Origin of the sequence: Mycoplasmopsis pullorum, from assembly GCF_001900245.1 — a bacterium.
GTDB classification, from domain to species: domain Bacteria; phylum Bacillota_I; class Bacilli_A; order Mycoplasmatales; family Metamycoplasmataceae; genus Mycoplasmopsis; species Mycoplasmopsis pullorum.
The window spans coordinates 402,507-429,278 of sequence record NZ_CP017813.1 but is presented as its reverse complement, the minus strand read 5'-3'; the positions used below and the strand labels follow the sequence as shown (position 1 = coordinate 429,278).

Sequence of the window (26,772 nt, the reverse complement as noted above, 5' to 3'; positions counted from 1 at the left end):
CTATGTATGTAATTTTATAGTGTAAAAAAATTGAATATGACTTATTTATAGAGTTATTTGCAAAACGAGAAATTACAATTTGGAAACAAAAATCTCCATAAATGAATGGAGACTAAATTAGTTTGCGTATTTGTTTCTTTTGATTTTTGGAATTTTGAGAACTAAAGTAAACTCACCTTTAATCGCTTCTCTTTGAGACAAAGTGTCAAATATGTTTTGAGCAGTTCCTTCAAAAAATTCTTCGTACATTTTGGTTAATTCTTTAGCTAAAAAAATAGATTCTTGTCCTTCAAAAACGTTAGTAATATCAGTTAAAACATTCAAAATTTTATGTGGTGAAACAAAATAAATGTATGTTCCTTCAGTTAATTTTGATAAAGAATTAATTCTTTGTTGTGATTTATCTTTAATAAAACCGCAAAAAGTGAATGTATTGCTTAAACTTGAAAGAGCAAAAGCGGTTGTAACCGCACTAACACCAGGGATTAATTCAAATTCAACACCGGCACTTTTTGCTTGACGAAGCACTTCAAAACCTGGATCTGAAACAATCGGCATACCAGCATCTGAAACTAGAGCGACGTTTAAATTATTTTCTTGAATTAATTTTAAAATCCCTTTAGAACCATTTTTTTCATTAAAGTTGTTGTAAGTGATTAATTTTTTGTGCGAAATTCCAAGAGCATTCAGTAATTTTAAAGTAACACGAGTATCTTCACAAGCGATAACATCGACAAATTCTAAAGTTTTGGTAGCTCGAATAGTAATATCTTCTAAATTACCAATTGGAGTACCGACAAGATAAAGTTTAGCCATAAATCCTCATTAAATTAATTAATAAATTTTCTTTTTGTAAGTGAAAATTACAGTTACTATTGATTGCTTTAAAATAAAAATTAATCACTTCAAAAAAGTGATGAAGTTCGATATTTTTGCGACGAGCAAAAGAGTTAAAACGCAAAAATTTATCGTAATTTACTTCGTCTTTACGGATGATCGAAGGATTGGATGCAAGGTGAATTAAGTTAATTAACAAACGAAGAACAAAAATATTTTTAGTATGGTTTTCGGTTAAATTTTGATCTAAAAAAGCATATAAATAAAATTTATTTTGCACCGAATTTAAAAAACTTTCGATTAATTCATTGATAAATTTAATATTTTTCACATCAGTGTATTTTAATGCTGATTTGGTGGATTCACAACTTCAAGAAAGTAAAAAAGAAATTGTCAAATCAAGTGATGAATTCACTAAATTTTGATAAATTGAATCTGGGTTTTCTTTAAATATTTTAATAATTTGTGAACGTGAGCGAATAGTTGGAATTACTTTATTCAAATTCGAACTTGACATTAAAATGATGGTATTTTTTGGTGGTTCTTCTATTTGTTTAAGAATTGAATTGATTGCATTAGTGCTAGTGTTTTCAATATTTTTGATAACAACGATTTTTAGTTTATCAGGTTCAACACTACTATATTCTACTTTGTCAAAGGTAATTTGCAACTCTTCTTTACTAATACTTTTCTTTTCTGAATCGGAAGCGAGAACAAAAATATTGTGTTGAGCAGTTTCAGTATCAAAAATATCTTTGACTTGACTGTGATTAATTAAATTCACGATATAAGTTAATTCTTTAGAACAATCGTAATTTTGTGGAGCATCAATTAAATAACAGTGCGATAAATTTTTATTTTTTTTAAAAAAGATGTCTAATATTTCTTTTGTTTTTTCAGTTATCATAATAGTTTTTTATCACTAATGAATTGTTGGAATTTTGGATGTGATTCTAATTTTGAAACTGTCTCAGCAAAAACTGTTTCAACGTCTTGTGTTGCGTCAACAATTAAAAAACGCTCTGGCTCTTGTTTGATTAATTCTTTAAAACCGTTGTAAACATTTGAGTGAAAAGCAGAAGATTCGTTATCTAAACGATTTTGTTCATCGCTTGACATACGTCTAAATAAAGCAGTTTTAGCATCGATATCAAAGAAAATTGTGACATCAGGATAAGTTTTTTCGATTACCAACTCAGTAATATTTTTAACTCATTCTAAACCAAGACCACGACCAAAACCTTGATATGCATAGAAGCTGTCGATGTAACGATCACATAAAATAAAACTTCCTTTTTCTAATTCTGGTCAAATAACATGTTCTAAATGAATTCTACGACTAGATGTATACAATAAAGCTTCAGTTTTAGATGATAATTTTGATGAATTATCTAAGATTATGTTACGGATTTTCTCTGCTTCTTGTAAACCTTTTCCACCTGGTTCACGAGTTAAAATGAAATTGATTTGCGGATATTTATCTCAGAGATATTCGTACAATTTATTTATTATTGTAGTTTTACCTGAACCATCTAAACCTTCAAAAGTGATAAACATATTTTCTCCTAATTGGTTCGATTTTTTAAAGCTTGTTTTAAAGTAATGTGATCCATGTAATCGACACTTGAACCGATTGGTAAACCGATTGCAAGTTGTGAACAATTGATTTCATTTTTAATAAAAACACGCTTTAAAATTTCCATTGTAATTTCACCTGCAAGGGTTGGACTAATAGCTAAAATGACTTCATCAAAGTCCTTTGCATACTCGACCAATTTATTTATTTTTTGTTCTATTTCTTCATTTGAAACAAATTCTTGATCAAGAGAATAAGGAAAAATAAAGTATTTTCCTTTAAAAAAACGGTTATTTTCGAATTTTTCTAAATTGTTATGATTTTCGATAATCATTAATTGATTTTCTCGATCTGGATCAAGACAAATTTGACAAAGAGTTTGCTGCGTAAAATAACCACAAATTTCACAGTGTGATATATCAGTAATCATTTTTTTTAACATTGTAATGACTTTTGCTGAATCTTTAGAATCAGTTTTTAAAAATCAATCTACAATTCTCTCTGCTTGTTTTTTACTAACACCATCGATTTTTCGAACGGTGTCAATTGCTTCTTCGATAATTTCGAGTCTATCCATATTAAAATGGCATTCCACCTGGCATTTGTGGAGTTAATTTTTCTTGTTCTTCTTGAATTTGTTCGGTCAATTCATTAATTGCAATCATTAATAAATCTTCTAAAAGTTCTTTATCATCTGGATCGATTAGCATTTCATCAATATTGATTTTAGTAATTTTTAAATCACCTGTACCGATAATTTCAATTCCTTGTTTTTTAACAGTAAATTCTTTTGACTCTAATTCTTTTTGTTTAGCTTCCATTTCAGCTTGCATTTTTTTTAATCTTTTAATCATTTCTGGATTCATAAATACCTCTTTTATTTTTGTTTAATTTTTGGTTTAAAACCAAATATTTTTTGCATTTCTTGTTCTTTTGGATTTGGTAAAGAATAAGGTGTAATTTTTTTGTTCTTGGTTCATTCACGTTTATTTTGTTTTATTTCTTTAACTGTTTCTCTTAGTAACACAACATCTGGAGTGCTTAAGACATAAACGTGCATGAATTTACCAAACACATCTTTTAAATAATCTTGTAATCAAAGTGTATCCTTGTTTTTAATTAGTTTATCACGTTTGATTAGATCATCAACTCTTAAGATTATGAAATTTTCTCCTGCACCTGGAATTGATACATCTCCAGAGTCGAAAATTTTATATTGCTCAATGTATTTTTTATTTGTTAAATTAATGTCAAATAATGGCATTTTCAAAATCTGACGATAACGGTTCGAAATCTGTGAATCAATCTGTAAAGCAGCATTAACTCAATTATCAAACTCACTCATTTCTACCAAATCAGTTTTTGGTTCTTCAATACTTAATTCCAATGTGTGTTCTTTGGCCTGGTTGCTTAAGGAATTCATTAGTGAAATTTCACGTGTATCGATATACGCTGGTTTTTCAAATTCGGAAGTAGTTTCAACATCATTGACTAAATCTTTGTGATTGTTGATTGTTTCGACAAATTGGTTGATTAATTCATCACTTTGATTTATTAATTGAGTTGAATTATCTTCTTTGGAATTAAATAAAGCACTTTGATTTAATTGTTCTTCAATATTTTTTTTAGATTCTAAAAATGGATCTGAATAAATTTGTGTCATTTTATCATCAGGACTAAATCCAAAATATTCATCATCTTGATATGTGTTGTTGTTTTGCTCAATCTCAGTTGTTTGTGTTTCAACTTCTTTTTTAGAAAAATCGATTCCGTTATTTAGTGATGAATCTTGATTTGAAAAGTGAAGTTGATTCAATTCTTTTTGAGTTTTTTGGTATTTTTCAACTTCTTGAGTAATTAAACCTTTGATTAATTCAAGGTCGAATTGGTTATTTTTAGCATCAAAATCAACAATCGGAGCATAATTATTTTCGCTACGAATTTGAGATTGGATTTTCAATGCTTCCAGAATTCCGTATTCTGCAATTTCAAAAGGAATTTCAGAATAAGTAATTTTTTGGAATAACTCTTGAGCAAAAGGAATGAAACGCAAAATGAATTCTTGTGATAACTTAATAGTTTTGACTTCATCTAAAGTTAATGTTTCTAGCAGATTTTCATCCTTAGTTTTATTGTAGATTAAATAATCTTGTGCTACATTAATTAGACCTTTAATGTAGTTAGTTGCTTCCATACCTGAATCTTTTAATTTCTTAAATAAATTCATTAATGGTTTAACTTCATTTGAATAAATCATTGATAAAGTTTTAATTAATAATTCATTTGACACAATTCCAAAAGTTGAAAGCACATCCTGTGTGCGAATTATATTATCACCATAAGCAGCACATTGATCAGCGATTGATAAAGCATCACGCAGTCCACCATTTGCTAAATTTGCAATTAATGGCAGTGCTGATGGTTCTATTTTGATATTTTCATGATCTAAAATCGCTTTAACTTGCTGAATAATAACTGGATTTGGAATTCTACGAAAATTAAAACGTTGTGTTCTTGAAACAATTGTTGCAGGAATTTTTTGCGGATCAGTTGTTGCTAAGATAAAAATTGCATGAGCTGGCGGTTCTTCTAAAGTTTTTAAAAGAGCATTAAAAGCACTTTTTGATAACATATGAACTTCATCGATGATGTAAATTTTATATTGACCTAAGCTTGGTGTGTGTTCAATTTTCTCTTTTAAATCACGAATTTGGTCTACTCCATTATTTGAAGCAGCGTCCATCTCAATAACATCTAGATTATTGTTAAGATTAGCGTAACAATTTGCACATGCTTGTGTTGGATCTTCATTATGTAAACAATTTAAAACGTTAGCGAAAATTTTAGCAATAGACGTTTTTCCAACACCACGAGGACCGCTAAAAATATAAGCATGACTGATTTTTTTTGTTTTTAAAATGTTTTCCAAAGTACGAATAACATGATCTTGACCTTTAACTTCTTTAAATGTTGTAGGACGATATTTTCTATATAATGCTTTATAACTCATTTACCGCTCCTTTTTAATATTTATATTTTATTAAAGTATTAATCAAATTTTTAAAAAAGATTAAAAACTTAATAGTGCTATACATCTAGACTCGAAATATAAACATTTCATTTGTTTTTTGACTTATGAGTCAGAATTTTGATATTTATAGCATAAGTTTGAATTTGAATTGGCTAATTGCGGACAAAAAATACTAGATCGTCCCCTAGGGGCGGATAAAAAATAATGACTTTTCATTTTTTATATATTAATAATTTTGAATATTTCTCTTGCACAATAGAAAAATCATTTAAAAATATTTTACTTAAAAAACTATAAAACAGGTATTATAGTAAAAATCAAAAATTTAACTTGCTTAACTGTCCCCAGGGGACAATTTAACCATTTTTAAATAAAGAATAAAAAATCTCCATTAGAAATGGAGATAAATTATTTGGTTAATTTTACAATTTTTAATTGTTCTCAATTTTGAGATTTACGACGATTGAACTTAATTTTTTTGTTTTCAATAGTTAAGAAGAATTTGTCTTGGTAACAGTAAATAAAGAAAACAATAGCAAAAAATAATGATCCAATCACAATTTGTGAGATAAGTGAAAATGGTCACGATGTAAAAGGATAAAGTTTATCGTTAAATTCGTTAATTGGTCGACGACCATTAAAGAAATAATTTGTTTTTCATCTTGGATTGTGAATGTATGTGTCTGTAATAGAGTTAATCACAAATGTAAGAACAATTAAAAACATTAATAAAGCTCACGCTTGAATAAAATTACGACTTGAGAATTTATATTCTTTGATTACAACAACAATAAAAGGAGTTAAGAAAACAAATAAGTGTGTTAATAAAAATTCTCAGTAAATGTAGTTATCCATTCCAATTGTGAAATGAGTAAGTTTTCCGTTATGGAAGTCAGAAATAAATTTAGTATGATCTGGATTTCAATATCCGACAACAAAGTATCCTAAACTTGGAATTGAGAGACCAATTAAAGCCCCAACAATCGAAGTAAAAGTAATGTGTTTGATATTTTCAATTTTGCCTGAGACAAAGATAAATCCGATTAAAAATAAATTCAGACGACATAAATGAAGCGGAATCATTTCTCAAGTGTTGTAGAAGTCTTGACTAACTAGAATTATTATTCTGACAAAAGCTAAAAAGAGAACTAAAGCCCCGATAAATTGAAATATTTTTTTATCATTTTTGAATCATTTATGTGTTTCAATTAAATTTCTATATCTTTTAGAAATTTCGTACCGGAACAATCACACTAAAACAAAAGCAACAAAGGATAACGCGAACAGTAAATAGAATACTTTTTCGCTAATTCCCTTGAATTCTAGTGAATTACCTAGAAAAGAGAAAAAACCTTTTTCAAAATTCATAATTAAAAAAACACACCGAAAACTAGTTTTGTGTGTTTTCTCTTTCAGCTCTTCTTTTTGCTCTTGCGGCTTCTTTAGCTAATTTGTGTGCTCTTTTAGCAGCACGTTCTTTGTTTTTTAATCTTACGATTTTACGCATAATAAGCTCCTTTTTGTTTTTTTATTTTATTATTTCATAGTAATAAAGTTATTACTAACATAAGTATCGAATATACAAATAATTTTATCTTAAAATATTTAAAACAATATTTAAAAATTGCAAAAAGATGAAAAAAATAGAGTATTTTCCTTTTTTGTTTGACTATTGTTTAAAAGAGTTTTTAATACAAAATCTGATGATTTGACAAAACAAGAAAATTTGACTGTTTTTGGTAAATTTAAAACATAAATAAAAGAGATTTTTTCTAGCACTTTAAAAGAAAAGTGAGAAAAAATAAATAATATATAATATAAATATGAATTTTTTAGAAAATAGAATGCAAAAAGCACTTGCAAAAATTAGTAAAAAAACAACAATTAAAGAAGAAGATATTGTTGAAGTTACTCGTGATATCAAAATGGCTCTTTTAGAAGCCGACGTTAACTTAAAGATAGTTAAAGAATTTGTAAATAATGTTAAAGAAAAAACAATTCAATCAAATTTAATTGGAAAATTAAATCCATCACAACAAATGATTAAAATTGTTCATGAAGAATTAGTGGATATTTTAGGTGGTAAAACAGTTGAACCACAAATCAAAGAAAAACCTTATGTGATTATGATGATTGGTTTACAAGGTTCTGGTAAAACCACTACAACTGCTCGTTTAGCTTATTATTTTAGAAAGAAAAAATTAGTTGAAAAACCTTTAGTTATAGCTGCTGATGTTTATCGTCCAGCTGCTGTGGATCAATTAGTGACTTTAGCAAAAAGTATTCAAGTTGATTATTTTGAAGAAGGTGTTAAAGAGACTCCACAAAATATTGTGAAGCATGCTTTAGAACAAGCAAAAGAACAAAAAAACGATTTGATAATTATCGATACAGCTGGTCGTCTTGCAATTGATGAAAAATTAATGAATGAATTAGTCGAAATTAAACAAATTGCGAAACCAAATGAAATTTGATTTGTTGCTGATGCTATGTCTGGACAAGATATTATTAATGTTGCACAAACTTTCCATGATTCGTTAAAATTAACCGGTTCGGTTATTACTAAGTTAGATTCAGATGCTCGTGGAGGAGCTGCATTAAGCTTAAGAAAAGTACTAAATATTCCGATCAGATTCATTGGTACTGGTGAAAAAATTTCGAATTTAGATTTATTCCATCCAGTTAGAATGGCCGACCGTATTTTAGGAAAAGGTGATGTTCTTTCTTTAATTGAGAAAGCAAGTGATGTCATTGATGAGAAAAAAGCTACTAAAATGTTAGAAAGAATGTTTTCTGGTGAATTTTCACTAGATGATATGATGGAACAACTTGCTCAAATTAAAAAACTTGGAAAATTCTCAAAAATTTTAAAAATGTTACCTGGTAACTTAAGCAACAAAATTAATGAAGAAGAGTTAGATAAAGCTGAAGAAAAGATGAAAATTTACGAAATTTTAATGTTTTCAATGACTCGTAAAGAACGTCAAAATCCAAAATTATTACGTAATGCATCACGTAAAGAACGTGTAATTAAAGGAAGTGGACGTTCAGCACAAGAATTTAATAGATTGATGAATGATTATGACATGATGTCAAAACGTATGAATGAGATGTCAAACAAACTTAAAAAAGGTGGTGGATTCAATCCGTTTGGCGGACTCGGTGGTCTATTTTAGTTAAATTTAGAATTAAAAATATTAGACCAACAAATGAAGAAAAACAAAAATCAGGACAATTATTTGAAGATTTTAAAGAATATAAGGAGCTTATAAGTAAAAAAACTATTGAAATTGCATAAATATGTATAATTGGATACATATTATATATATATATATATATAAAGGCGGTGTTTTATGAAAAATAGAAAAAAGATTAAAAAGATTGTATTAGCATTTAGTGCTACAAGTGGATCTTTACCTTTTTTATTTTTACCAATTTCTCAAAGTAATATAACAGGAAGTTTGCGGGAAATTGATAGTAAATACATGAGTTATAGCCAATACAACAAAGTACAAGACGATGGTATTTATACTAATTATAATACCATTGAAGGTATGTTTTTTGAAGGATGAGCTGTATGGAATAAAAAACAACCTATTTATTTTGGCACAAATCCAAATTACAGTAAAAATGAATCTGGGTATGATAAATCTAGATACTATATCAATGATAGAAATAATTGATATAGATTATATGATTATGATACAAATAAAGCGAAAAGAAATAGATATGGTGAAAATAGTTATAATCCTGCATGAGATTTATTGAATCCTTCTTTAGTTTTAAGTAGCGACTTAATTAATACAAGATATAACTGACAAAGAAATAATAATCAAGATTCTTCATTTTTCAATGGAGATGGATGAGATTCAGTTAATGATACAAAATCTTTCAGAATTGGTTTTAATGTTGACAAATTAAGATCTGATGATAGAAAGTTTTTTGTAGGACTTTGAATTTCTGAAGATTTAATTCTAACTGGAAATATTAAAGCTATTCTTTCCACAAGAAATTCAAATGTACAATTTCAAGAAGCAATTGCAAATCCACAAAATGTTAAAGTTTATAATATTTCAGTCGATGAAAAATATGATGTGAATGACATAAAGGGAGATAGAGGCGACGCCACATGATACGGAAAAGAAGAAAATAAATATCTAATAAATCCTTGAATTTCTAAATCATATGACTATACAGGTGATTTTAGACGAGGTGATAATCATTCAGGTTTTAAATTCTATAGTTCTAATCCAAATAATGAATATGCACAATTCACAAGATATTATGTTCAGGACGAAGGAAGATATACAACAGGTAAAACTTGATTAAATTCAATGCATTATGGTTCTTTTTATAAAACCTTTCCAAAAGAAATAAATCAAAATATTGTTGATCAATATGGAAAATTATGAGGTGGGGTTAATAATGATTATTTCAGAAAAAGAACTATTGCAAACATGATTATTCATGATGAACCATCATTATCTGGTGATTGAAAATATGCACCAGTTGAATATAATGGAGATGAATATAAATTAGGTTTATTTCAAAAACAATATAAAGATAAAAACGACTATATTTATAATTCACTCAATAATAATGCGGGTTCATTATTGATTTTGGAAATAAAATCTGAGGATGAATCTACTGCAGGTTTTACACCATCATTACAATTAGAATTTACAGTAAAAAGGAATCCAAATACAATTGATAATAACGGTGTACGTAGCGGAAATAATGCTAGTCCTCTTTCAAGAGATGCTTCGTCTAAAAAAACATATATTGGATTTGGACAATTTAAATACGAATTCCATAATTATGCTAATAGACAATTTGGTTCATTTATGAAAATGGCAGATCGTCAAGCATATCAAAATATTAAATTCAATACCACAGAAAAATTGGTTAAAAGTGAATATCTTTTAGATAATGATAAATTACCTAATACTACTTTATCTTTAATTCAAGATAATAATGGATCTCAAAGACTAATTCATTCAGTGAATAAATCAAAGTATAATGAAGTAATAAAACAAGACAAAATTCTTGCAGAATATAAAACAAAAAATAATGTTGATTCTTTAACTCAATATTCAAATATAAATAATTTAAGACTTAAAACTAGTTTTGTAAATCCTGAAGACAATAAAAAATGAAAAATTGTTTCTGAAAATTCTTATTTATCTCCAAATCCAAATATTTTTTCTTTTAATACAACAGATCATGATGGATACCTGAATTTTAATGAAATTAGCTATGATTTAACAGATTATGAAAAACTAAAAAGATTTGCAAATGACAGAACAAAAAATAAATGATTAACTATTAAACAAATTAATTATTTATTATCACAAATTGAGCAAAACGAAAACTTTGATAAAACCACATATTCTTTTAATAATCGTAAATGATTTGAATATTTCAAGCAAGAAATTTCTAATTTAAATAATTTACAAGGTCAAGCGGAAACAAAAAGAGCTGAATTAAGAAATTTAGTTCTAAGCACAACAGATAAAACGGATTGAAATAGTGAAATTAGCAATAAAGTTCTTTTTGCTTTTGCAGATCAAAGAGAAGCTAAAGGACCGGCTTTAAAATTATTAGAAATTGAAGGATGAAGTAGTAACCCTTCTACAGCAAAAAAATATGATTTACAATCAGAACTAAACTTAAATAGTGAAGCAGTAGATAGAAACGCTGATTCAAAAGTTACTTTACAAACTGAAGCTGAAGTTACAAAATATATATCAGATGTAAATGATGTTATTACTAAAATAAAACAAACAGGTAAAAATAATTTAGAAAATGAATTCATTGATGCTTTAAATAGTCAAAGTATTACTAATAAGAATTGAAGTAATTATAATTACATACAAGGTACTAAATTTATAATTAATGCAATTAATTCTGCGCTTTCAAGATACAACACTCCTTATGATATAACTACTTTTGTTCCGGCTAATAATATACAATATCAAGGGAATAAAAACACAATTTTAAACAAAATAAAAGCTTTATCTGCTTTATATGATGAAATTCAAAAAATTCAACCAATTATTGAAAATATTAAAAATGATAAATTGGTGTATGGTAAAACAAGTAGTAAACCAACCATTGATAATGCTTGATATACCAATTTTGTTACAAAATTGCAGAACAGCAATAATGTATCAAGTGATTCATCTTATGCTTTTTATTCACAAGGCAATTTGGATACTTTTAAAACACAAAATGCAAGTAATTTAAAAAACAATTGAATTGATAAAATTCTTGAATTAAATGGAAATAAAAATCAATTTATAACTGATATTAATTCATTTAATTATTTAGACACTTCTGTGAAAGAATCATTTATTCAAAGAATACCAACAAATAAAAACTTTGTTTATTCTGAATCAAATTATCAATTAACTGATAATAGAAAGACAATTAATGATCAATTAACTACATTAATTGATGAAGCATTTACTCAAGCAAAAACAAAAGCAAAAGAAAAAATAAATAGTTTTTCTTATGTTTCGCAAACATTAAAAAATACTGCTTTAAATAGTATTGATAGTGCTCAGATTTATAAAAACAAAACTGATAACGCTCAAGATAGTTGAGTTTATTTTGGAAATGACAAAAATTTAAAAACTATTGTAGATGAATTAGAAAAACAAAATAATTATCATAAGGAATTATTTGATTATTTAGATTCAAACACATTAAATGGTAAAAATAATGTTTTAACTCAAAAACAAAAAGAAGCATTTAAAAATGATATTCTTTCTAAAAATTTTGCTGATCAAAATGAAGTTAATGGATATAAAAATTCTATTAACAATGTAAATGATGCAACACAAAATTTAAAAACTTATGTAACTAATTTAAATACTAATACAGATAAATATAATTTTGCTTCTCCAGATAAAAAACGTGATTTTAATGCTTATAAAATGGTTGCTGATTCATTAGTAAGTGGTAAATCAAGTGTAATTGATTCTTCACAAATTTCTAAATTACAAGAAAATTTAACTAATGCTTATAATGCTCTAGATGGTGATAGTTATATTAATAAAATAAAACAATTGCAATATTTAACTGAGAATTTACAAAATCTTATAATCAATCAAATCAAAGCAGCAGCTCCAAATCAAAGACAAGCAATTTATGAAAAAGCAAAAAAATTAAATGATGATTTTGGCACAACTGATTTAACTTTAATTAATACATATAATTCAGCTAAATCAAATTCTGATTATACTAATGGATCAACAGTAAGAAAATCTACCTTTGATTCTGCTTTAGCCAATCTTAATGCTAAATTAAATACATCTAAAAACAAATTGGAACAACCAAATCCAACTCCAACAAATTACACAAGCTTTATTGAAAATTATATTAGTCAATATGATCAATTAAAATCTACTATTGCAACTGCTTATAACAATCTTGATGGAAATGAAATTACCGCTGAAAAAGCAAGATTAAATGCAATTAATTTAACTTTTGATTATCCAAGTAAAAAATCAACATTACCTTCGCGAATTACAGAATCAAGAATTACAAATGATTTGGCAAATAATAGTAACGCAAACGTAATTAACACCAATTTCAACAAAAATGACACTGATGGAACCGTCGGTTTTAACTATCAATTAGTTTCAACAGATTCTAAATTTGATTATTTACCAACAGATGAAAAAATTAAATCAGATATTAAGCCTGCGACAATTAATGGATTTTTAACTCTTCTTGAACAAAAAAGACTTGAGGTTATTAAATACATCAATGATAGCTCACATTTAATTCAAAGTGAAAAAACAACTTTGAAAAGCGAAGCAAATTCTGCCGATTCAATTCCTGCTTTAGAAGCTATTCACGAAAAAGCTAAAATTTGAGAATTATCAAATACTGTAAAAACAGAATATTCATACTTAAATAACAATCAAATTCAAGCTGTTGTTGACAGGATTCGTGCTAAAACAAAATTAACAGAAGCAAACACAGTCTTTACTACTGCTCAAAACTTAAATGGAGCAATGAAAAACTTGCATGACAAAGTTATTGAAGAATTAAAAGTTCTTATTCCTAATAATTCATTAAATGATGATCAAAATAAGAGTACAAAAACAGCTATTGATTACAAACTTTCTGATCCAAATAAACAATCAGCTTATGATCAAGCTTTAAAAAATGCTCAAGATCTTTTAAATAAAACAAGCGGAGAAAATAAAAATCAAAGTGAAGTAAATGGAATTTTAAGTGCTTTAAATACTGCATACACAGCATTAAATGGTGATGAAAATAGAAGTGATTTACATTCAAAAATCGAACAATTATCTCATTTATCAGTAACTCAAAAACAAGATCTTAAAGATTTAGTTGATGCATCTAATTCCAAAGCTGATGCTCAAACCATTTACGAAAAAGGTAAATTACTTAACGATAAAATTGCAGAATTTAAACAAAAAATAACCGATGCAGAGCGTGTTAAAGCTACTGAAGCATATACCGAAGATACAACTGCAAAACAAGGAACTTTTGATAATGCCTTAGGTAATGCAAAATCAGAATTAGCAACTTTGCAAATTGAAAGTTTAAGTTCTTTAAATGCATCTGCAATTGAAACTAAAGCTAATGGCGTAGCAACAAAAACAACAACTTTAAATAATGCTATTGAAGCTTTAGACGGATACAGAAACAAAGTTAAAAAATCATTAGATAACTGAGAATATTTAACTCCACAACAAGTTAAAGATTTACAAGATAAGGTTGATAGTAAAAGTAAAAAACCTACTGATGATGAAGTTAATGCGATCTTAAGTGAAGGTCTTCGCTTAGCGAAAAATACTGCTAAAACTAAAATTACCTCAGATATTTATCCAAATTTAAGTACTTCAGAAATAAATACTTATAAAGGATTTATCGATTCAGCTTCATTAACAAAAACAACAGGTCAAAAATACGACAAAAAACTTAAATACTTTGTTAATCAAGCTGCTCAAGATAATAAAACTAAACAAAATGCAATTGATGCAATTAATACTCTTGATGCATTAACTCAAGCTCAAAAAAATATTTTTATTAATAGCGTTAAAGCTGAAGTAGTTGCTCAAAGTGAATCAATCAAAAACGAAGCGACTGAATTAGATAAAGCAATTCAATTGTTAAATGAAGAAGCATTAAGAGAGCTTAAGATATTAAGTGAAAACGATGCTTTAACTACTCAAAATATGTTTGCTGCAGCCAAAACCGCAAATAAATACGAATTAGCTAATAAAAATTTAAAAGACGCTTATGAAGTAGAATTAGCTAAAGTTCAAGGTTTACTCACCAAAGTCAATGTAACTAAGAGTGAAATTGACAATGCTAAAACTTCCTTAAAATCAGCATTTAATGCTCTTAATGGTGATACTAAATTAACTGAAATTGAAAAAGAAATCGATAAATTAAATAATTTAACTGATAATCAAAAAGAACAAATTAAGAATTTAGTAACAAATGCTGATACACAAGAAAAAGTAAATCAAATTCTTGAAAAAGCTAAAGAATTAAATAAAGCAATTGGTGACTTAAAAGCTAAAATTGAAGAAGCGAAAAACACAAAACGAGATGCAATTTACTCAAGTGATACAAGCGATAAAAAATCAACTTTTGATAATGCAATAACTGAATCTGAAACTAAATTAGATGAGCACTTAAAAGTTAACTTAGGTGACTTAAGTAATGAGCAAATTCTTGAAAAAGCCAAAGAAGTTCAAGCAGATATTAAAACTCTTGATGATGAAATTAAGAAATTAGACGGTAAAAAACAAGCTCTCAGAGATGAAATTAATGCTTACAGTACTGATTTAATTTCTGAAGAAGAGAAAAAATCTTACATTCAACGAATCGATGCTTTAGATCGAACTAATCCAGATCCAGATCAAGCAAATCAGATTTTAAGTGATGCATTTAATAAAGCTAAAGAAAAAGCAAAAGAAATTGTTAATGCTTTAGATAACTTAAGTGATGCAGATAAGAAAACTTATACCGATGCTTTAACTAATGCATCTAAAGGTGCAGCAAGTACTCCAGATAGTAATTTAAAATCAATTATTGAACAAGCTAAATCGGCTCAAAAAACAAAACAAGACGCAATTGATCGTATTAAAAAATTACCTAATTTAACTCCTGATCAAAAATCAGAATTAGAAAAACAAATTAAAGAAGGTACAACTAGTGGCGTTGCGGATACTGAGAAAAAAGCTAATGACTTAAATAATGCAATTCCTGAAGCGAAAAATGAAATTACCGCTAAAGAAAATAGTAAAAACACTATTAACTACAAATGAGCCGATGATAATCTTAAAACTGCTTTTGATGAAAAACTTAAAGCTCTAAAGGATTTAATCGCTTCAAAAGATGCAACCGCAGAACAAATCAAAGCGGCTAAAAAAGAATTACAAGATGCTGCAGATGCATTAAATGGTGATCAAAAACATACAGCTTTAGATAATCGAATTGATCAATTAAGCAATATTGATGAAACACGCAGAAATGAACTTAAAGATAAAATCAAGACTCTTGATAATTACTCTGAAGCTGAAAAATTAGTAACTAACGCTGAAAGTTTAAATGAAGCAATTCAAAAACTTAAAGATAAGATTACTGCAGCTGATAATACAAAAAATCAAGAAGTTTATACTTTAGATTCAGATACTAAGAAAAATGAGTTTAATGAAGCAATTAATACAGCTAAAAAAGAATTGAAAGCATATCAAGATACTAATTTAACTACTTTAGATGATACTGCAATTCAAGCTAAGAAAACTGAAATTGGAACTAAAGTAACTGATTTACAAGGTGAAATTGACAAATTAGATGGTTACCGTCACGCGTTTAAAGAGTCGTTAAAAGATAAATGAAACTTATTAACTGATAATGACTTTAATACTTTAAATAGAATGATCGATGATCCAAAATTTAATAAAAATCCGCAAGATGCTGATAAACAAACAGTTTTAGATAAAGGTTTAGAACTTGCTAAAAATAATGCAACTGCTAAATTAACAAAGCAAAATTATCCTAATTTATCATATGCTGACTTACAAGCTCTTAAAAATGAAGTTAATGTTGCTATTTTAAATTCAAATGCTGCGACAACAGACACAAAATTTGACGACAATATTCAAGCTGTGTTGAATAAAGCTAGTCAACAAAATCAAGAAAAACAAGCTAAAATTGCCGAAATTCAAAAATTAAGTCACTTAAATCAATCACAAAAAGACGCTTTAGTGCAAGAAGTTAAGGATTTATTACATTCACAAGCTCAAAGTGTGCTTGAAAAAGCTAAAACTCTTGATACGAAAATGAAGCAATTAAAAGATAAAGTTGCTGAAGAGTCTACAAACAAAGCTTTAGACGCATACCAAAATGCTTCTGAAGGTGTTAAAAAAGCATACGAAAATGCATTAGAAAACGCAAAAAATGTTATTAATAACCAACCTGCAAATAATGGAGTTTCAATTCCGGCAAATGCTGATGCAACCCAAGTTGATCAATTAATTAGTGCTTTAGATACATCTTTAGTTGATATTAAGAAAGATGCGGCCAAAAATGCTGTTGATAATCTAAACAATCTTTCTAAAACTGAAAAGAATGAGTATAAAAATCAAATCGATCAAGCTAATACTTCAGAAAATGTTGAAACTATCAAAGAAAAAGCTAAAAATGCAAATGATAAAAAACAAGAATACATTGATAGAATTAATCAAACACCTGGCTTAAGTGAAGAAGAAAAGCAAGATTACATTAATCGAATCAAAGAAACGAAATTTGATAGTAGTGAAGCAAATAATGAACAAAAATTCGAAAATATCGTTCTTGATGCAACAAAACAAGGATTGAAAAACCAAATTGATGGTACTTACGCTTACTTAAATCCAAAACAAAAAGAAGATTTAAAAAACTTAATTGATTCTAAAGCTACAATTGCAGAAGCACAAGAAGTGTTTAATTCATATTCGGGATTAAATGAAAAAATGAGAAAACTTAAAGATGAAGTAATTCCTGCAATTGAAGCAAAAGTTCAACAAGATCTAAATAAAAAATACTCAAAAGCAACTGCGACAACTAAAGATGTTTTTGATACACAATCAACAGCTGCTAAAGATTTATTAACTTCAAGCACAAACAATGGTGAAAATACTTTAAAAACTTTTATCGCTAATGTTAATACTAATAATAGTTTAGAAAACTTGTTTGCAAAATTAGATGGTGAAATTGTTGTAGCTAAAGAAAAAATTAACGATAAAACTCAATTTGCAAATCTAAATAAGAGTGAAATTGAAAAATTAAGTGAAAAATTAGATGCAATCAATTTATTAGATGATGATTATGCAAGTCAAATTTCTAAAGTAGTTGATCAAGCAAGTCCAATTAATACAGCTAAACAAGAACGTATTAATCAAATTAATGGTTTAACCAACTTAAGCGATGAAACTTCAGACACTAATCCTGTTTCAGAAAAACAAGCTTTAATTAATGAAGTTAAAGATACAGTTGTTGAAATTAATGCAAATGCAAATCCGATTTCAATTACTCAAAATAGTGCAAATGCATTAGATGCGATTGTACTTAAAGCTCAAAAACAAGATTTAATTAATCAAATTGATGCAACTTATGAACACTTAAATCCAAAACAAAAACAAGATTTAATTAGTGCAATTCAAGACGCAAATGACTTAAATACAGCACAAAACGCATTTAATGATGCCGCAAGTGTTAATACTAATATGAAGTCATTAAAAGACATTGTTAAAGAATTTACTGATAAAGATGTTGCTAATTTAGATGATTATAAATTTGCTTCTGATCCTGCAAAACAACACTATGATGATGTTTTTGCTGCTGCAAAAGAATTAATTAACTCAAGTCAAAATGATGGAAACGCAAATCCTAGTTTAACAACCTTAATTGCAGATAATTCAACTTTAGGAAGTGTTAAAGAAGCTTTTGTAAATCTTGATGGACTTAAAAATAAAGCGATAAAAGCTGTTAAAGCATTAGATAATTTAAACACTAGAGAAGTTCAAAAATTAAGCGATCAAATTAATAATGTTTCAAATACTGATGCGAACAAAGCTCAATTAATTGATGCAATTGTTGATAAAGCTAACGAATACAATCAAGCTAAAGCAGATACAATTGCTGAATTAGAGAAATTAACTGATTTAACTAAAGAGCAATTAAAAGATTATGTTAAAGAAGTTAAAGAAGTAGAATTTACTGACACTGACCAAAATCCAAGTGCTCAAGATAAATTAGACAAAATCTTGGATAATGCTAAAAAACAAGGTTATAAAAACTTAATTGATCAATTAAATTCGATTAACCAAAACCAAAAAGATGCTTATAAAGCTCGTATTAATAATGCTCAAGATGAAGCAAAAATTAATGAAATTCTTGAGGAAGCTCGTGCTTATGATGAATTAAAAGCAAAAGCGGATGCATTAAAAAATTGAATTAGACAATTACAAAAATACAATCGATTATCGTTTATCTGAAGATGAATTTAAAACAAGTTATGATGATAAATTGACTGATTTAGCCAATGAAATTAATGATCAAAGTCACGCAAATGATTTAGCTGCATTGCAAGAATTAGTTAAAAATGCTCAACAATCAAAAGAAGCTTTAAATGGAATTGAAAAGAATTCGGAAATTGCTCAAGCTATCGAGAAGTTAAACAATTTAAGTACAGAGCAACAAACACAACTTAAAACTCTAGTTGAAGCTCAAAATTCTTTAGCAGATGCACAAACAATCAAGCAAAACGCGACTGACTTAAATACTAAATTGGCTGAATTAAAAGTAAAATTAACTGATGCAAATAAAGTTAAAAGTCAACCAATTTATCTTTTAGAATCACAAAACGAGAAAGATGTATTGAATAACGCAATTACTCAAGCAAATAAATTGCTAAGTAACGTGCAAAATACTCAATTTGATCAAAATAATTTAACTAATTTAGTCACTTTAGCTCAAGATGCACAGGCTAAAACAGAAGCTTTAGATAATACTATCGAACAATTAAATGGTGTGCACAAAGATTTAATTGCAAAAATTGATGAATTTGAATTATTAACTCCTGAAGAAAAAGCGACATTAAAAGAAACTGTAAAAACATTTGATAAAAACTTGACTAAAGAAAAAGTTTTAAGTCATCTAAAAAATTATTTAGAAAATTCAAAATCAAATGCACAAACACAAGTAGCTCAATTAAGTAATTTAAGTGACAGTGAAAAAACCGCTTACAAACAAAAATTAACAAATGCAGGTTTAAAATACCAAAATTCAACCAATCCAGATTGACCAATTCAAGTTCAAGATGAAAATAATGCGAAATTAAAATTTGATCATGATGTGGTTGCTATCTTCAAACAAGCACAAGCAGATAATGCTGCAAAAGAAACTTTAATTAATCATATTAATAATAATTTAGCAAACTTAACTCAAAATCAAAAAGCTACTTTAGTAAATAAAGTTAAAGCTGCAAATGTATCAAAAGTAACAGATTTAACTAAATATGCTGATGATTTAGATAAAGCAATGTTAGATTATAAAAATGAAAACTTTGGTGATATCAAAAATGAAATTGACTATACACAAGCTTTAAGCGAAAAACAAAAAGCTTTTGATGTACAACTTGAAAACCAAAAGAATAATACTGACGTTCAAAATGGAGCTGATTTTGATTTAGATACAGTTAAAGCTGAACGTGCTAAATTAATCGCAGCTCGTGAAGCTCTTGATGGTGAAGAACGTTTAGCAGAAGCCAAAGCTAAGGCTAAAGCGAAAGTTGACAATGAATATAACAACTTAAGCGATGCACAAAAAGAAGCTGCTAAAAATCTAATTGACAAGCAAAATACAATTGCAGATGTCGAGGCTAAAGATGTTAATCATTCAGCTCTTAATTCAGCAACGGAATTATTGAATAAACATATTTCTGAAGAAGATACAACCAAAGCAGATATTAAATATACTGGTTCAGAAGCAGCAAAACGTCAAGCATATGATGATGCAATTACAACCGCTAAAGAATTACAAGCAAAATTACAGGATACAAATACAGTAGCAGATGAATTACTTAATACTCAAGCAATTCAAGATATAAATAATAGAGTTCAAAGTGCATTGGATGCTCTAAATGGTGAACAAAATATGCAAAAAGTTCGCAATGATGCAAGCAATGTAATTGATTCATTAGAAGAATTAAACCAAGCTCAAAAAGATAGTTTAAAGCAAACTATTTCAAAACAAACAACTCCTGAAGCGGTTGCACAAGAAACTGCAAAAGCACGTGAACTTGATGCGGCAATGGAAAAATTAAATGACGTGTATGAAGTGGAGTTGGTTAACAAAACTAAAGAATCAATTCGCTATACCAATGCGGATGAAAAATTGCAAAAGAATTATGATGATGCATTACTTGCAGCTGCAAAAGTTTCAAAAGTTTATGAAAGTCAAACTAATAAGAAAACTGCATTAGTTGATATTAAAGCTGTTAAAGAATTAGTAACAAATCTAGAAAATGCCAAAGCTGCATTAAATGGTGATGAAAAACTAAACGAAGCTCACAATGATGCTGAAGAATTTATTAACAAATTACAACATCTTAATGATGTACAAAAAGCAGAATTAATCAAACAAGCAAAAGAGAAAGATTCAATTATTCAAACTCAAGCAATTAAAGATAAAGCTCAAAAACTTGATAATGCAATGAAAGATTTAAAAGATGCAATTGCGACTGTTGAAAAAGAATTGCAAGCAAATCCAGTTAAATACGACAATGCCGATCAAGAATTAAAAGATGCATACGATCAAATTGCTAAAATTGCTAAAGATTTAGTTGATCCAAGTGGAGAAAATAAAGATCAAAATGCAGTTGAAACAATCAAAAATAGCTTAATTGATGCTAAAAATGCATTAAATGGTGATGCAAAACTCGCCAAAGATAAGAATGATTTAATTAATGAAATCACTCAAAATCCTGACTTGACTCCAAGTCAAAAAGATAAGTTAGTTGAAGTTGTAAATCAAGCAAGTAACAGTGACGAGCTTGAAAAAGCAAAAAAATTATTTGATACTATTAAGTCGAAAATGGAAGAGTTACGGAACGTACAAAAACAAGCAAAAGAGTTACAAAATAGTGACAAATATGCAAATGCAAGTGTCCAAACTCGCCAACCTTTAGATCAAGATATTGTTAAAAATTATGAATTCTTAAATTCTGATTTAAGTGAACCAGTTGATTGAGCTGCAATTAACGATCAAATCGATCAATTAATCACTAAAACCAAAACAGATATGGCTAACTTAACTCAAGAAGCTCAAGATAATTTAGATCAAGCTAAAGAATCAGCTTTAGGATACTTAGATGATTTAAGTAGCTTAAATAATGCTCAATTAGACAATTTCAAAGATCAAATTAATACCGCTAACTTAATCACAGATTCTTCGGATTCAATCGAAAGCATTAAAGAAATTGCAAATGCATTGAATGATTTAATGTCAAAATTAAATGATTACATTGAAAATGTGGTTGAATCAGCAAATGATGTTGATCCTCGCACAAATGTTAACTATATTAATGCGGATCAAGAATTAAAAGATAATTTTGATAACTCATATGCAAATGCAACAACATTAGTTGATAAAGAATTAGGTGCAAATCTTAATTTTGATGAAACTAATGATGTATACTTAAAACTTAAAAAAGATTTTGAAGCACTTAATGGTGAACAAAACAAACGCTTAAATGCAGGGGAATTAGAAAAATTAGTCAATGAAGCAAGTGAGTTTGTCCAAAAAGCTCCTTACACCACTTCGACTCCAGAAAAACAAAATGCTTATGATGTTGCAATTGAAGATGGTAAAAAAGTTCTTGAAAACCTTGAAAGTGCAACAGTTGAAGAAATTCAAGAAGCAATTGATAAAATCAAAGATGCAATCAAGCAAATTTATGACAATAAAGATGACTTGAAAAACATTGTTGATGAATTACCAAATCTTTCTGAGCAAGAAAAAGAACATTTTAAAGATCTAATTCAAAATGAAGAAGATCCAGTTAAACGTGATGAAATTCTCCGTGAAGCTCAAAAAATCAGCGATCAAAAACAAGAATTAATTAATTTAATTAATGAACAACCTAATTTATCTGATGCAGATAAAGAACAATTAAGAGATAAAGTTGTAAATGCTGACTCAAGTCAAGAAAACTGATATGACAAACTTAAAGATGATATTACTAAAGCTAATGAATTAATTAAGAAATTAGTTGATGAAATTAGTAACCATACTTTAAATAATGAACAGTTAGACCAATTAATCAAAGATCTTGCTGATGCTGGTGTAAAAAATACAGATTATGACAAGATTGTCGATGGATTGAAAAAATACAATGACTTAACAAATGCATTAACTAACTACCGTAATTCACATGTTCTTGATGAAAATTACCAAGATCTAAAAGATGCTTTAGTTGCTGCAATTAAAGACACAGTTGATTTTGCAGTTACACACGAAGAATTAAGCAAATTAAAAGATCAATTAGTTTCACAAAAAGAACAATTGAATCAAGTTGCTAACGCTGAAATGAATTTAGTTGATTCATTAATTAATAAAGATCAAAGTAAGTTTGATGAAGCGTTAAATTCAATTAATGAAATTATTTCAGACAAATATGGTGAATTTAACAAAGAATTAAATGATAAAAACTACTTTAAAATTACCAATATACCTGCTTCACAAATTAGTGAAAATGATATTAATTTAATTAATAGCATTGAACAAAAAGATGCTTCCGAAGTAATCTACAGCGCACTACAAGAAGCATTAAAAACAAAATCGAAACCAGATAATTTAAGTATTTTCTGATGAATTTTACTTGGATTATTTACTGCAGGAATTGGTGCTGGCATTTACTTTCTTGCTAAAAAGTCGAAAAGAGACGAAGAATAAAAACTAATTTCCAAAACAAAAAGTTGAATAGCAATATTCAGCTTTTTTTGTGCAATTTGTCCGCATATTAGGTCGACTGTCCCAGGAGAAGGTTTATAGTATTCGAATGTTAAACCAATATTAGAGCAACTGTCCCCTAGGGACAATTCAAAGATTTAAGCGATATGAGATCAAAAAAAGACAACTCATTTGAGTTGTCTATCTTGGTTGTTGAATTAGTTAATCAATTTAGTTAAGAAGTAGGAAATTAGTATACACAAGATACTTAAAGCAAATAAAATTATTACTCAAATTCAAATTCCTTTGATTCTAATTGATAGATATTTTTTGCGATTATAGTCTTGAATTTCACTTTTAATCTCATTGTAACGTTCTTTCTTTTCGTCAGGAGACATTAATTGAATTTGTTCAATATTTAAAGTGTATTTCGGAATATAAAAGACATCTTTAAACACGTTCGAAGCTTTAGTTTTAGGTTTTTCTGAATTTGAGTTTGTGCTTTTTTTGTTTTCTTGCATGATAAAAATATTTTACCAAATTCGTTGTATTATTGGTCTTTAAAATTGAATAAAAGTGCTCAAAAATTGTTGAATTTTATTATTTTACGACCTTTGATAAATTATATTACACAAAAGTAATATTATTTTGTGATTTCGATTTGCGAAAAAGTTAAATTTATAATAAAATATATACATTATGAACAAAATATCTATTTTTGATGATCAAAAAGTAATTTTTAATGAGCAAAATGCTTACAAATATATCGATTATTTAGTTGAATTTCTCAGAACTAAAGTCTCAGAAGCACATGCAAAAGGATTAATTGTTGGTATTAGTGGTGGAATTGACTCTGCATTGGTTTTTGCACTGGCGCAAAAAGCATTTCCAAATGATGTTTTAGGTGTTGTAATGCCAATTAAGGATATGTCATTTGATAATCCGCACATTAATGAGCTAGAAAAAAATCTAAATACCAAGTTTTTAACAGTTAATTTAGCACAAACCAATCAAGAAATTAATAAACAATTAAACTTATCAAATCATTTAGCAATTGCCAATGTTATGCCGCGTTTAAGAATGACCACATTATATGCACTTGCTCAGGAAAAAGGATACTTAGTTTGTGGTACTGATAATTTAGATGAATATTACATCGGATACTTTACTAAGTATGGTGATGGTGGTGTTGATTTATTACCAATTTCACATTTAACTAAATCTGAAGTTCGTTATTTAGCCAAATTATTAAATGTTCCTGATTCAATAATTAATAAAAAACCATCAGCCGGTTTATGAGAAGGGCAAAGCGATGAAGATGAATTAGGATTTAGTTACGCAGAATTAGATTATTTCTTAAAAAACGAAAATGATCAAAATGCACTTGCAAAACTTAAACCGGAAACAATCCAAAAAATTACTCGTATGCACAAAAATAGTCAACATAAAAGAGATGGTGGATACCGTCCACTGAGTCCAGAAGAATTAAAAGGAGAATAATATGGCAGGACACTCACACTCAGCAAATATCGCACACCGTAAAGGTGCTCAAGATGCCGTAAGAGGTAAAATTTTTCAAAAATTATCAAAAGAAATTTATGTAGCAGCAACCGCATTAGGTGGACCAGATCCAGATACTAATCCAGCTCTAAAATTAGCAATTGCAAAAGCTAAAGCAAAAAACATGCCTAAAGATAATATCGAAAGAGCTTTAGCAAAAGCTAAAGGTGACAAAAACTCATCAGCCTTTATTGAAACTATTTTTAACGCAACTGTATCAGGTGGAGTTAACTTTATCGTGGTAACATTAAGCGACAACATCAATCGTGTAACATCAAATGTGCAAGCTTATTTTAATAAGCAAAACGGAAGTATGGGAAAGACAGGTCAAATTCCATTTTCATTCGATAAAAAAGGGATTATTGAATTAACTAAAGATAAAATTGATGAAGATACTTTATTAATGGCTGTTTTAGAAGCTGGTGCTGAAAACTTAGAAGTTAGCGATGAAACTTATGTAGTTACAATGCTTCCTGAAAACTTTAGTGCAGTTAAGGCAATCATTGAGGATTCGCTTGGAATAAACGAATTCATTCAATGTGAAGTTACTTATTTACCAAATACTTATGTACAAGTTGATGCAGAAAAACAACAAAAATTACTTGAATTTGTTGCTAAATTAGAGGATGATGACGATATTCAAGAAGTGTACCACAACATGGAATTAGAATAAAATGTCACTTCAAACTTGATTTCAAGATTTATCAATTATGACTTCAGCAACTGTAGCTAATTTAGTTGCAGTTGTTTTCTTTCTATTAATTTTAATTTTAATCCCTGCACTTATCGGATTAATCCTACCACTATTTAAAAACAAACTCAATAATAAAACTAAAGTGTACATGTATTCGTTTGTAACCGGATTTTTCTTGGTTATGTCACTATTTGGTTTTTTACGTGAAGCACTAGAACAAACAAGTACTAGTGGAGCACTTTGGTTATCTAGTAAATTTCCAAACTCAAGCAGTAATTGAATTTACTTAGTTAATATTGCTATTATTTTAGGTGGTTTTGTTGTTGGAGTACTATTTGCATTTGTTGTTAAATTCGTTATTTCTTACCGACTAAACAAAAAAATCTTAAGTTCTAAATCTAAAATTGCTGCTTTTGTGCACGTACATGAACATGGTGATGATAAACATGAGCACGTACATCCAGATTTTATTTTCAATCGTGAAGATACTATTTCTGCTTCAGAAAAGGTAATTGTTGAAAAATCAGAATCAAAACTTAAGATTATAGCGTTAATTTTATTATTGACACACCGGATTCCTGAAGGATTTATTTTAGGTTACAGCATTAATAACTTAATTGCTGGTCAAGGAAATAGTGATATTTCTTTAGCTTTTATTATTTCACTCATTCTACATTTAATTCCTGAAGAAATTGTGTTTTATTACCGTCTACGTGAAGCTGGTTTTTCAAGCTGAAAAGCATTTTTTGTTTCGCTAATTGCTCTATTGCTCTTTTTACCATTCATGCTCGCAGGTTCTTTACTTGCACCATATATTGCAAGTAGCTACCTTTGATGAGCAAAAGCACTCATGTTTGCATTTATTTCGGCAATTTTCTTATTTACTTCACTAGTTGAATTTTTTCCAGAATTTTATCACTCAAATTTCGACAAAAAAAGTTGAATCAAAGTTATTTGTTCATTGTTTGTTGGAATTATGTTCTGTGTTTTCATTTTATTATTCCACAAACACGGTAGTTAAAGAAACGATCAAAAAGCGAATTTAGTTTTAAAAACTAGGTCGCTTTTTTATTTTTTGCCTAACTG

The 26,772-nt window shown here is 28.0% G+C and carries 14 protein-coding genes; 6 read left to right on the top strand and 8 right to left on the bottom strand.

Annotated elements, in window-relative coordinates; translation table 4 throughout:
• Nucleotides 1-117: 117 nt before the first annotated feature.
• The 7 genes from rsmI to BLA55_RS01480 form a co-directional block, all read right to left on the bottom strand.
• A complete protein-coding gene (gene rsmI / locus BLA55_RS01510) occupies nucleotides 118-816 on the bottom strand; it encodes a 16S rRNA (cytidine(1402)-2'-O)-methyltransferase (RefSeq protein WP_073372351.1) in 699 nt (232 codons plus the stop codon).
• Nucleotides 809-1,744: a hypothetical protein gene (locus tag BLA55_RS01505; protein WP_073372350.1), complete on the bottom strand. Its 936-nt coding sequence runs from the start codon at nucleotides 1,742-1,744 to the stop codon at nucleotides 809-811. The genes rsmI and BLA55_RS01505 overlap by 8 nt, the downstream gene beginning before the upstream one ends.
• Entirely contained in the window at nucleotides 1,738-2,394 is a 657-nt protein-coding gene (tmk, locus tag BLA55_RS01500; protein WP_073372349.1) for a dTMP kinase, read from the bottom strand. The genes BLA55_RS01505 and tmk overlap by 7 nt, the downstream gene beginning before the upstream one ends.
• A gap of 8 nt (nucleotides 2,395-2,402) precedes the next feature.
• Nucleotides 2,403-2,990 (bottom strand): toprim domain-containing protein, encoded by a 588-nt coding sequence (locus BLA55_RS01495; RefSeq protein WP_073372348.1) that lies wholly within the window; start codon nucleotides 2,988-2,990, stop codon nucleotides 2,403-2,405.
• 1 nt (nucleotide 2,991) lies between these two features.
• A complete protein-coding gene (locus BLA55_RS01490) occupies nucleotides 2,992-3,279 on the bottom strand; it encodes a YbaB/EbfC family nucleoid-associated protein (RefSeq protein ID WP_073372347.1) in 288 nt (95 codons plus the stop codon).
• Between the two features lie 11 nt (nucleotides 3,280-3,290).
• Complete coding sequence (gene dnaX, locus BLA55_RS01485; RefSeq protein ID WP_073372346.1) at nucleotides 3,291-5,423, bottom strand: DNA polymerase III subunit gamma/tau; 2,133 nt, start codon at nucleotides 5,421-5,423, stop codon at nucleotides 3,291-3,293.
• A 429-nt stretch (nucleotides 5,424-5,852) separates the two neighbouring features.
• Nucleotides 5,853-6,812 (bottom strand): YwaF family protein, encoded by a 960-nt coding sequence (locus BLA55_RS01480; RefSeq protein ID WP_073372345.1) that lies wholly within the window; start codon nucleotides 6,810-6,812, stop codon nucleotides 5,853-5,855.
• A gap of 455 nt (nucleotides 6,813-7,267) precedes the next feature.
• Here BLA55_RS01480 and ffh point away from each other — a divergent pair, with 455 nt between their 5' ends.
• From ffh to BLA55_RS01465, 3 genes are all read left to right on the top strand, one after another.
• Nucleotides 7,268-8,620: a signal recognition particle protein gene (gene ffh / locus BLA55_RS01475; RefSeq protein WP_073372344.1), complete on the top strand. Its 1,353-nt coding sequence runs from the start codon at nucleotides 7,268-7,270 to the stop codon at nucleotides 8,618-8,620.
• A 177-nt stretch (nucleotides 8,621-8,797) separates the two neighbouring features.
• Nucleotides 8,798-18,988: a GA module-containing protein gene (locus BLA55_RS01470; protein WP_073372343.1), complete on the top strand. Its 10,191-nt coding sequence runs from the start codon at nucleotides 8,798-8,800 to the stop codon at nucleotides 18,986-18,988.
• A 19-nt stretch (nucleotides 18,989-19,007) separates the two neighbouring features.
• Nucleotides 19,008-23,435, top strand: a complete 4,428-nt coding sequence (locus BLA55_RS01465; RefSeq protein ID WP_073372342.1) for a GA module-containing protein — start codon at nucleotides 19,008-19,010, stop codon at nucleotides 23,433-23,435.
• A gap of 215 nt (nucleotides 23,436-23,650) precedes the next feature.
• On the opposite strand, the gene BLA55_RS01460 is transcribed toward BLA55_RS01465, so the two are convergent.
• The gene (locus tag BLA55_RS01460) at nucleotides 23,651-23,953 is read right to left on the bottom strand and encodes a hypothetical protein (RefSeq protein WP_073372341.1); all 303 of its coding nucleotides are present in this window, start codon (nucleotides 23,951-23,953) and stop codon (nucleotides 23,651-23,653) included.
• Nucleotides 23,954-24,131: 178 nt separating this feature from the next.
• Between BLA55_RS01460 and nadE the strand changes: the two genes are divergently transcribed.
• The 3 genes from nadE to BLA55_RS01445 are packed head-to-tail and all read left to right on the top strand — an operon-like array spanning nucleotide 24,132 to nucleotide 26,707.
• Nucleotides 24,132-24,932: an NAD(+) synthase gene (gene nadE / locus BLA55_RS01455; RefSeq protein WP_073372340.1), complete on the top strand. Its 801-nt coding sequence runs from the start codon at nucleotides 24,132-24,134 to the stop codon at nucleotides 24,930-24,932.
• A gap of 1 nt (nucleotide 24,933) precedes the next feature.
• Entirely contained in the window at nucleotides 24,934-25,665 is a 732-nt protein-coding gene (locus BLA55_RS01450) for a YebC/PmpR family DNA-binding transcriptional regulator (protein ID WP_073372339.1), read from the top strand.
• Between the two features lies 1 nt (nucleotide 25,666).
• Nucleotides 25,667-26,707, top strand: coding sequence for a ZIP family metal transporter (locus BLA55_RS01445; protein ID WP_073372338.1), 1,041 nt, complete (start codon nucleotides 25,667-25,669; stop codon nucleotides 26,705-26,707).
• The last annotated feature ends 65 nt before the right edge of the window (nucleotides 26,708-26,772 follow it).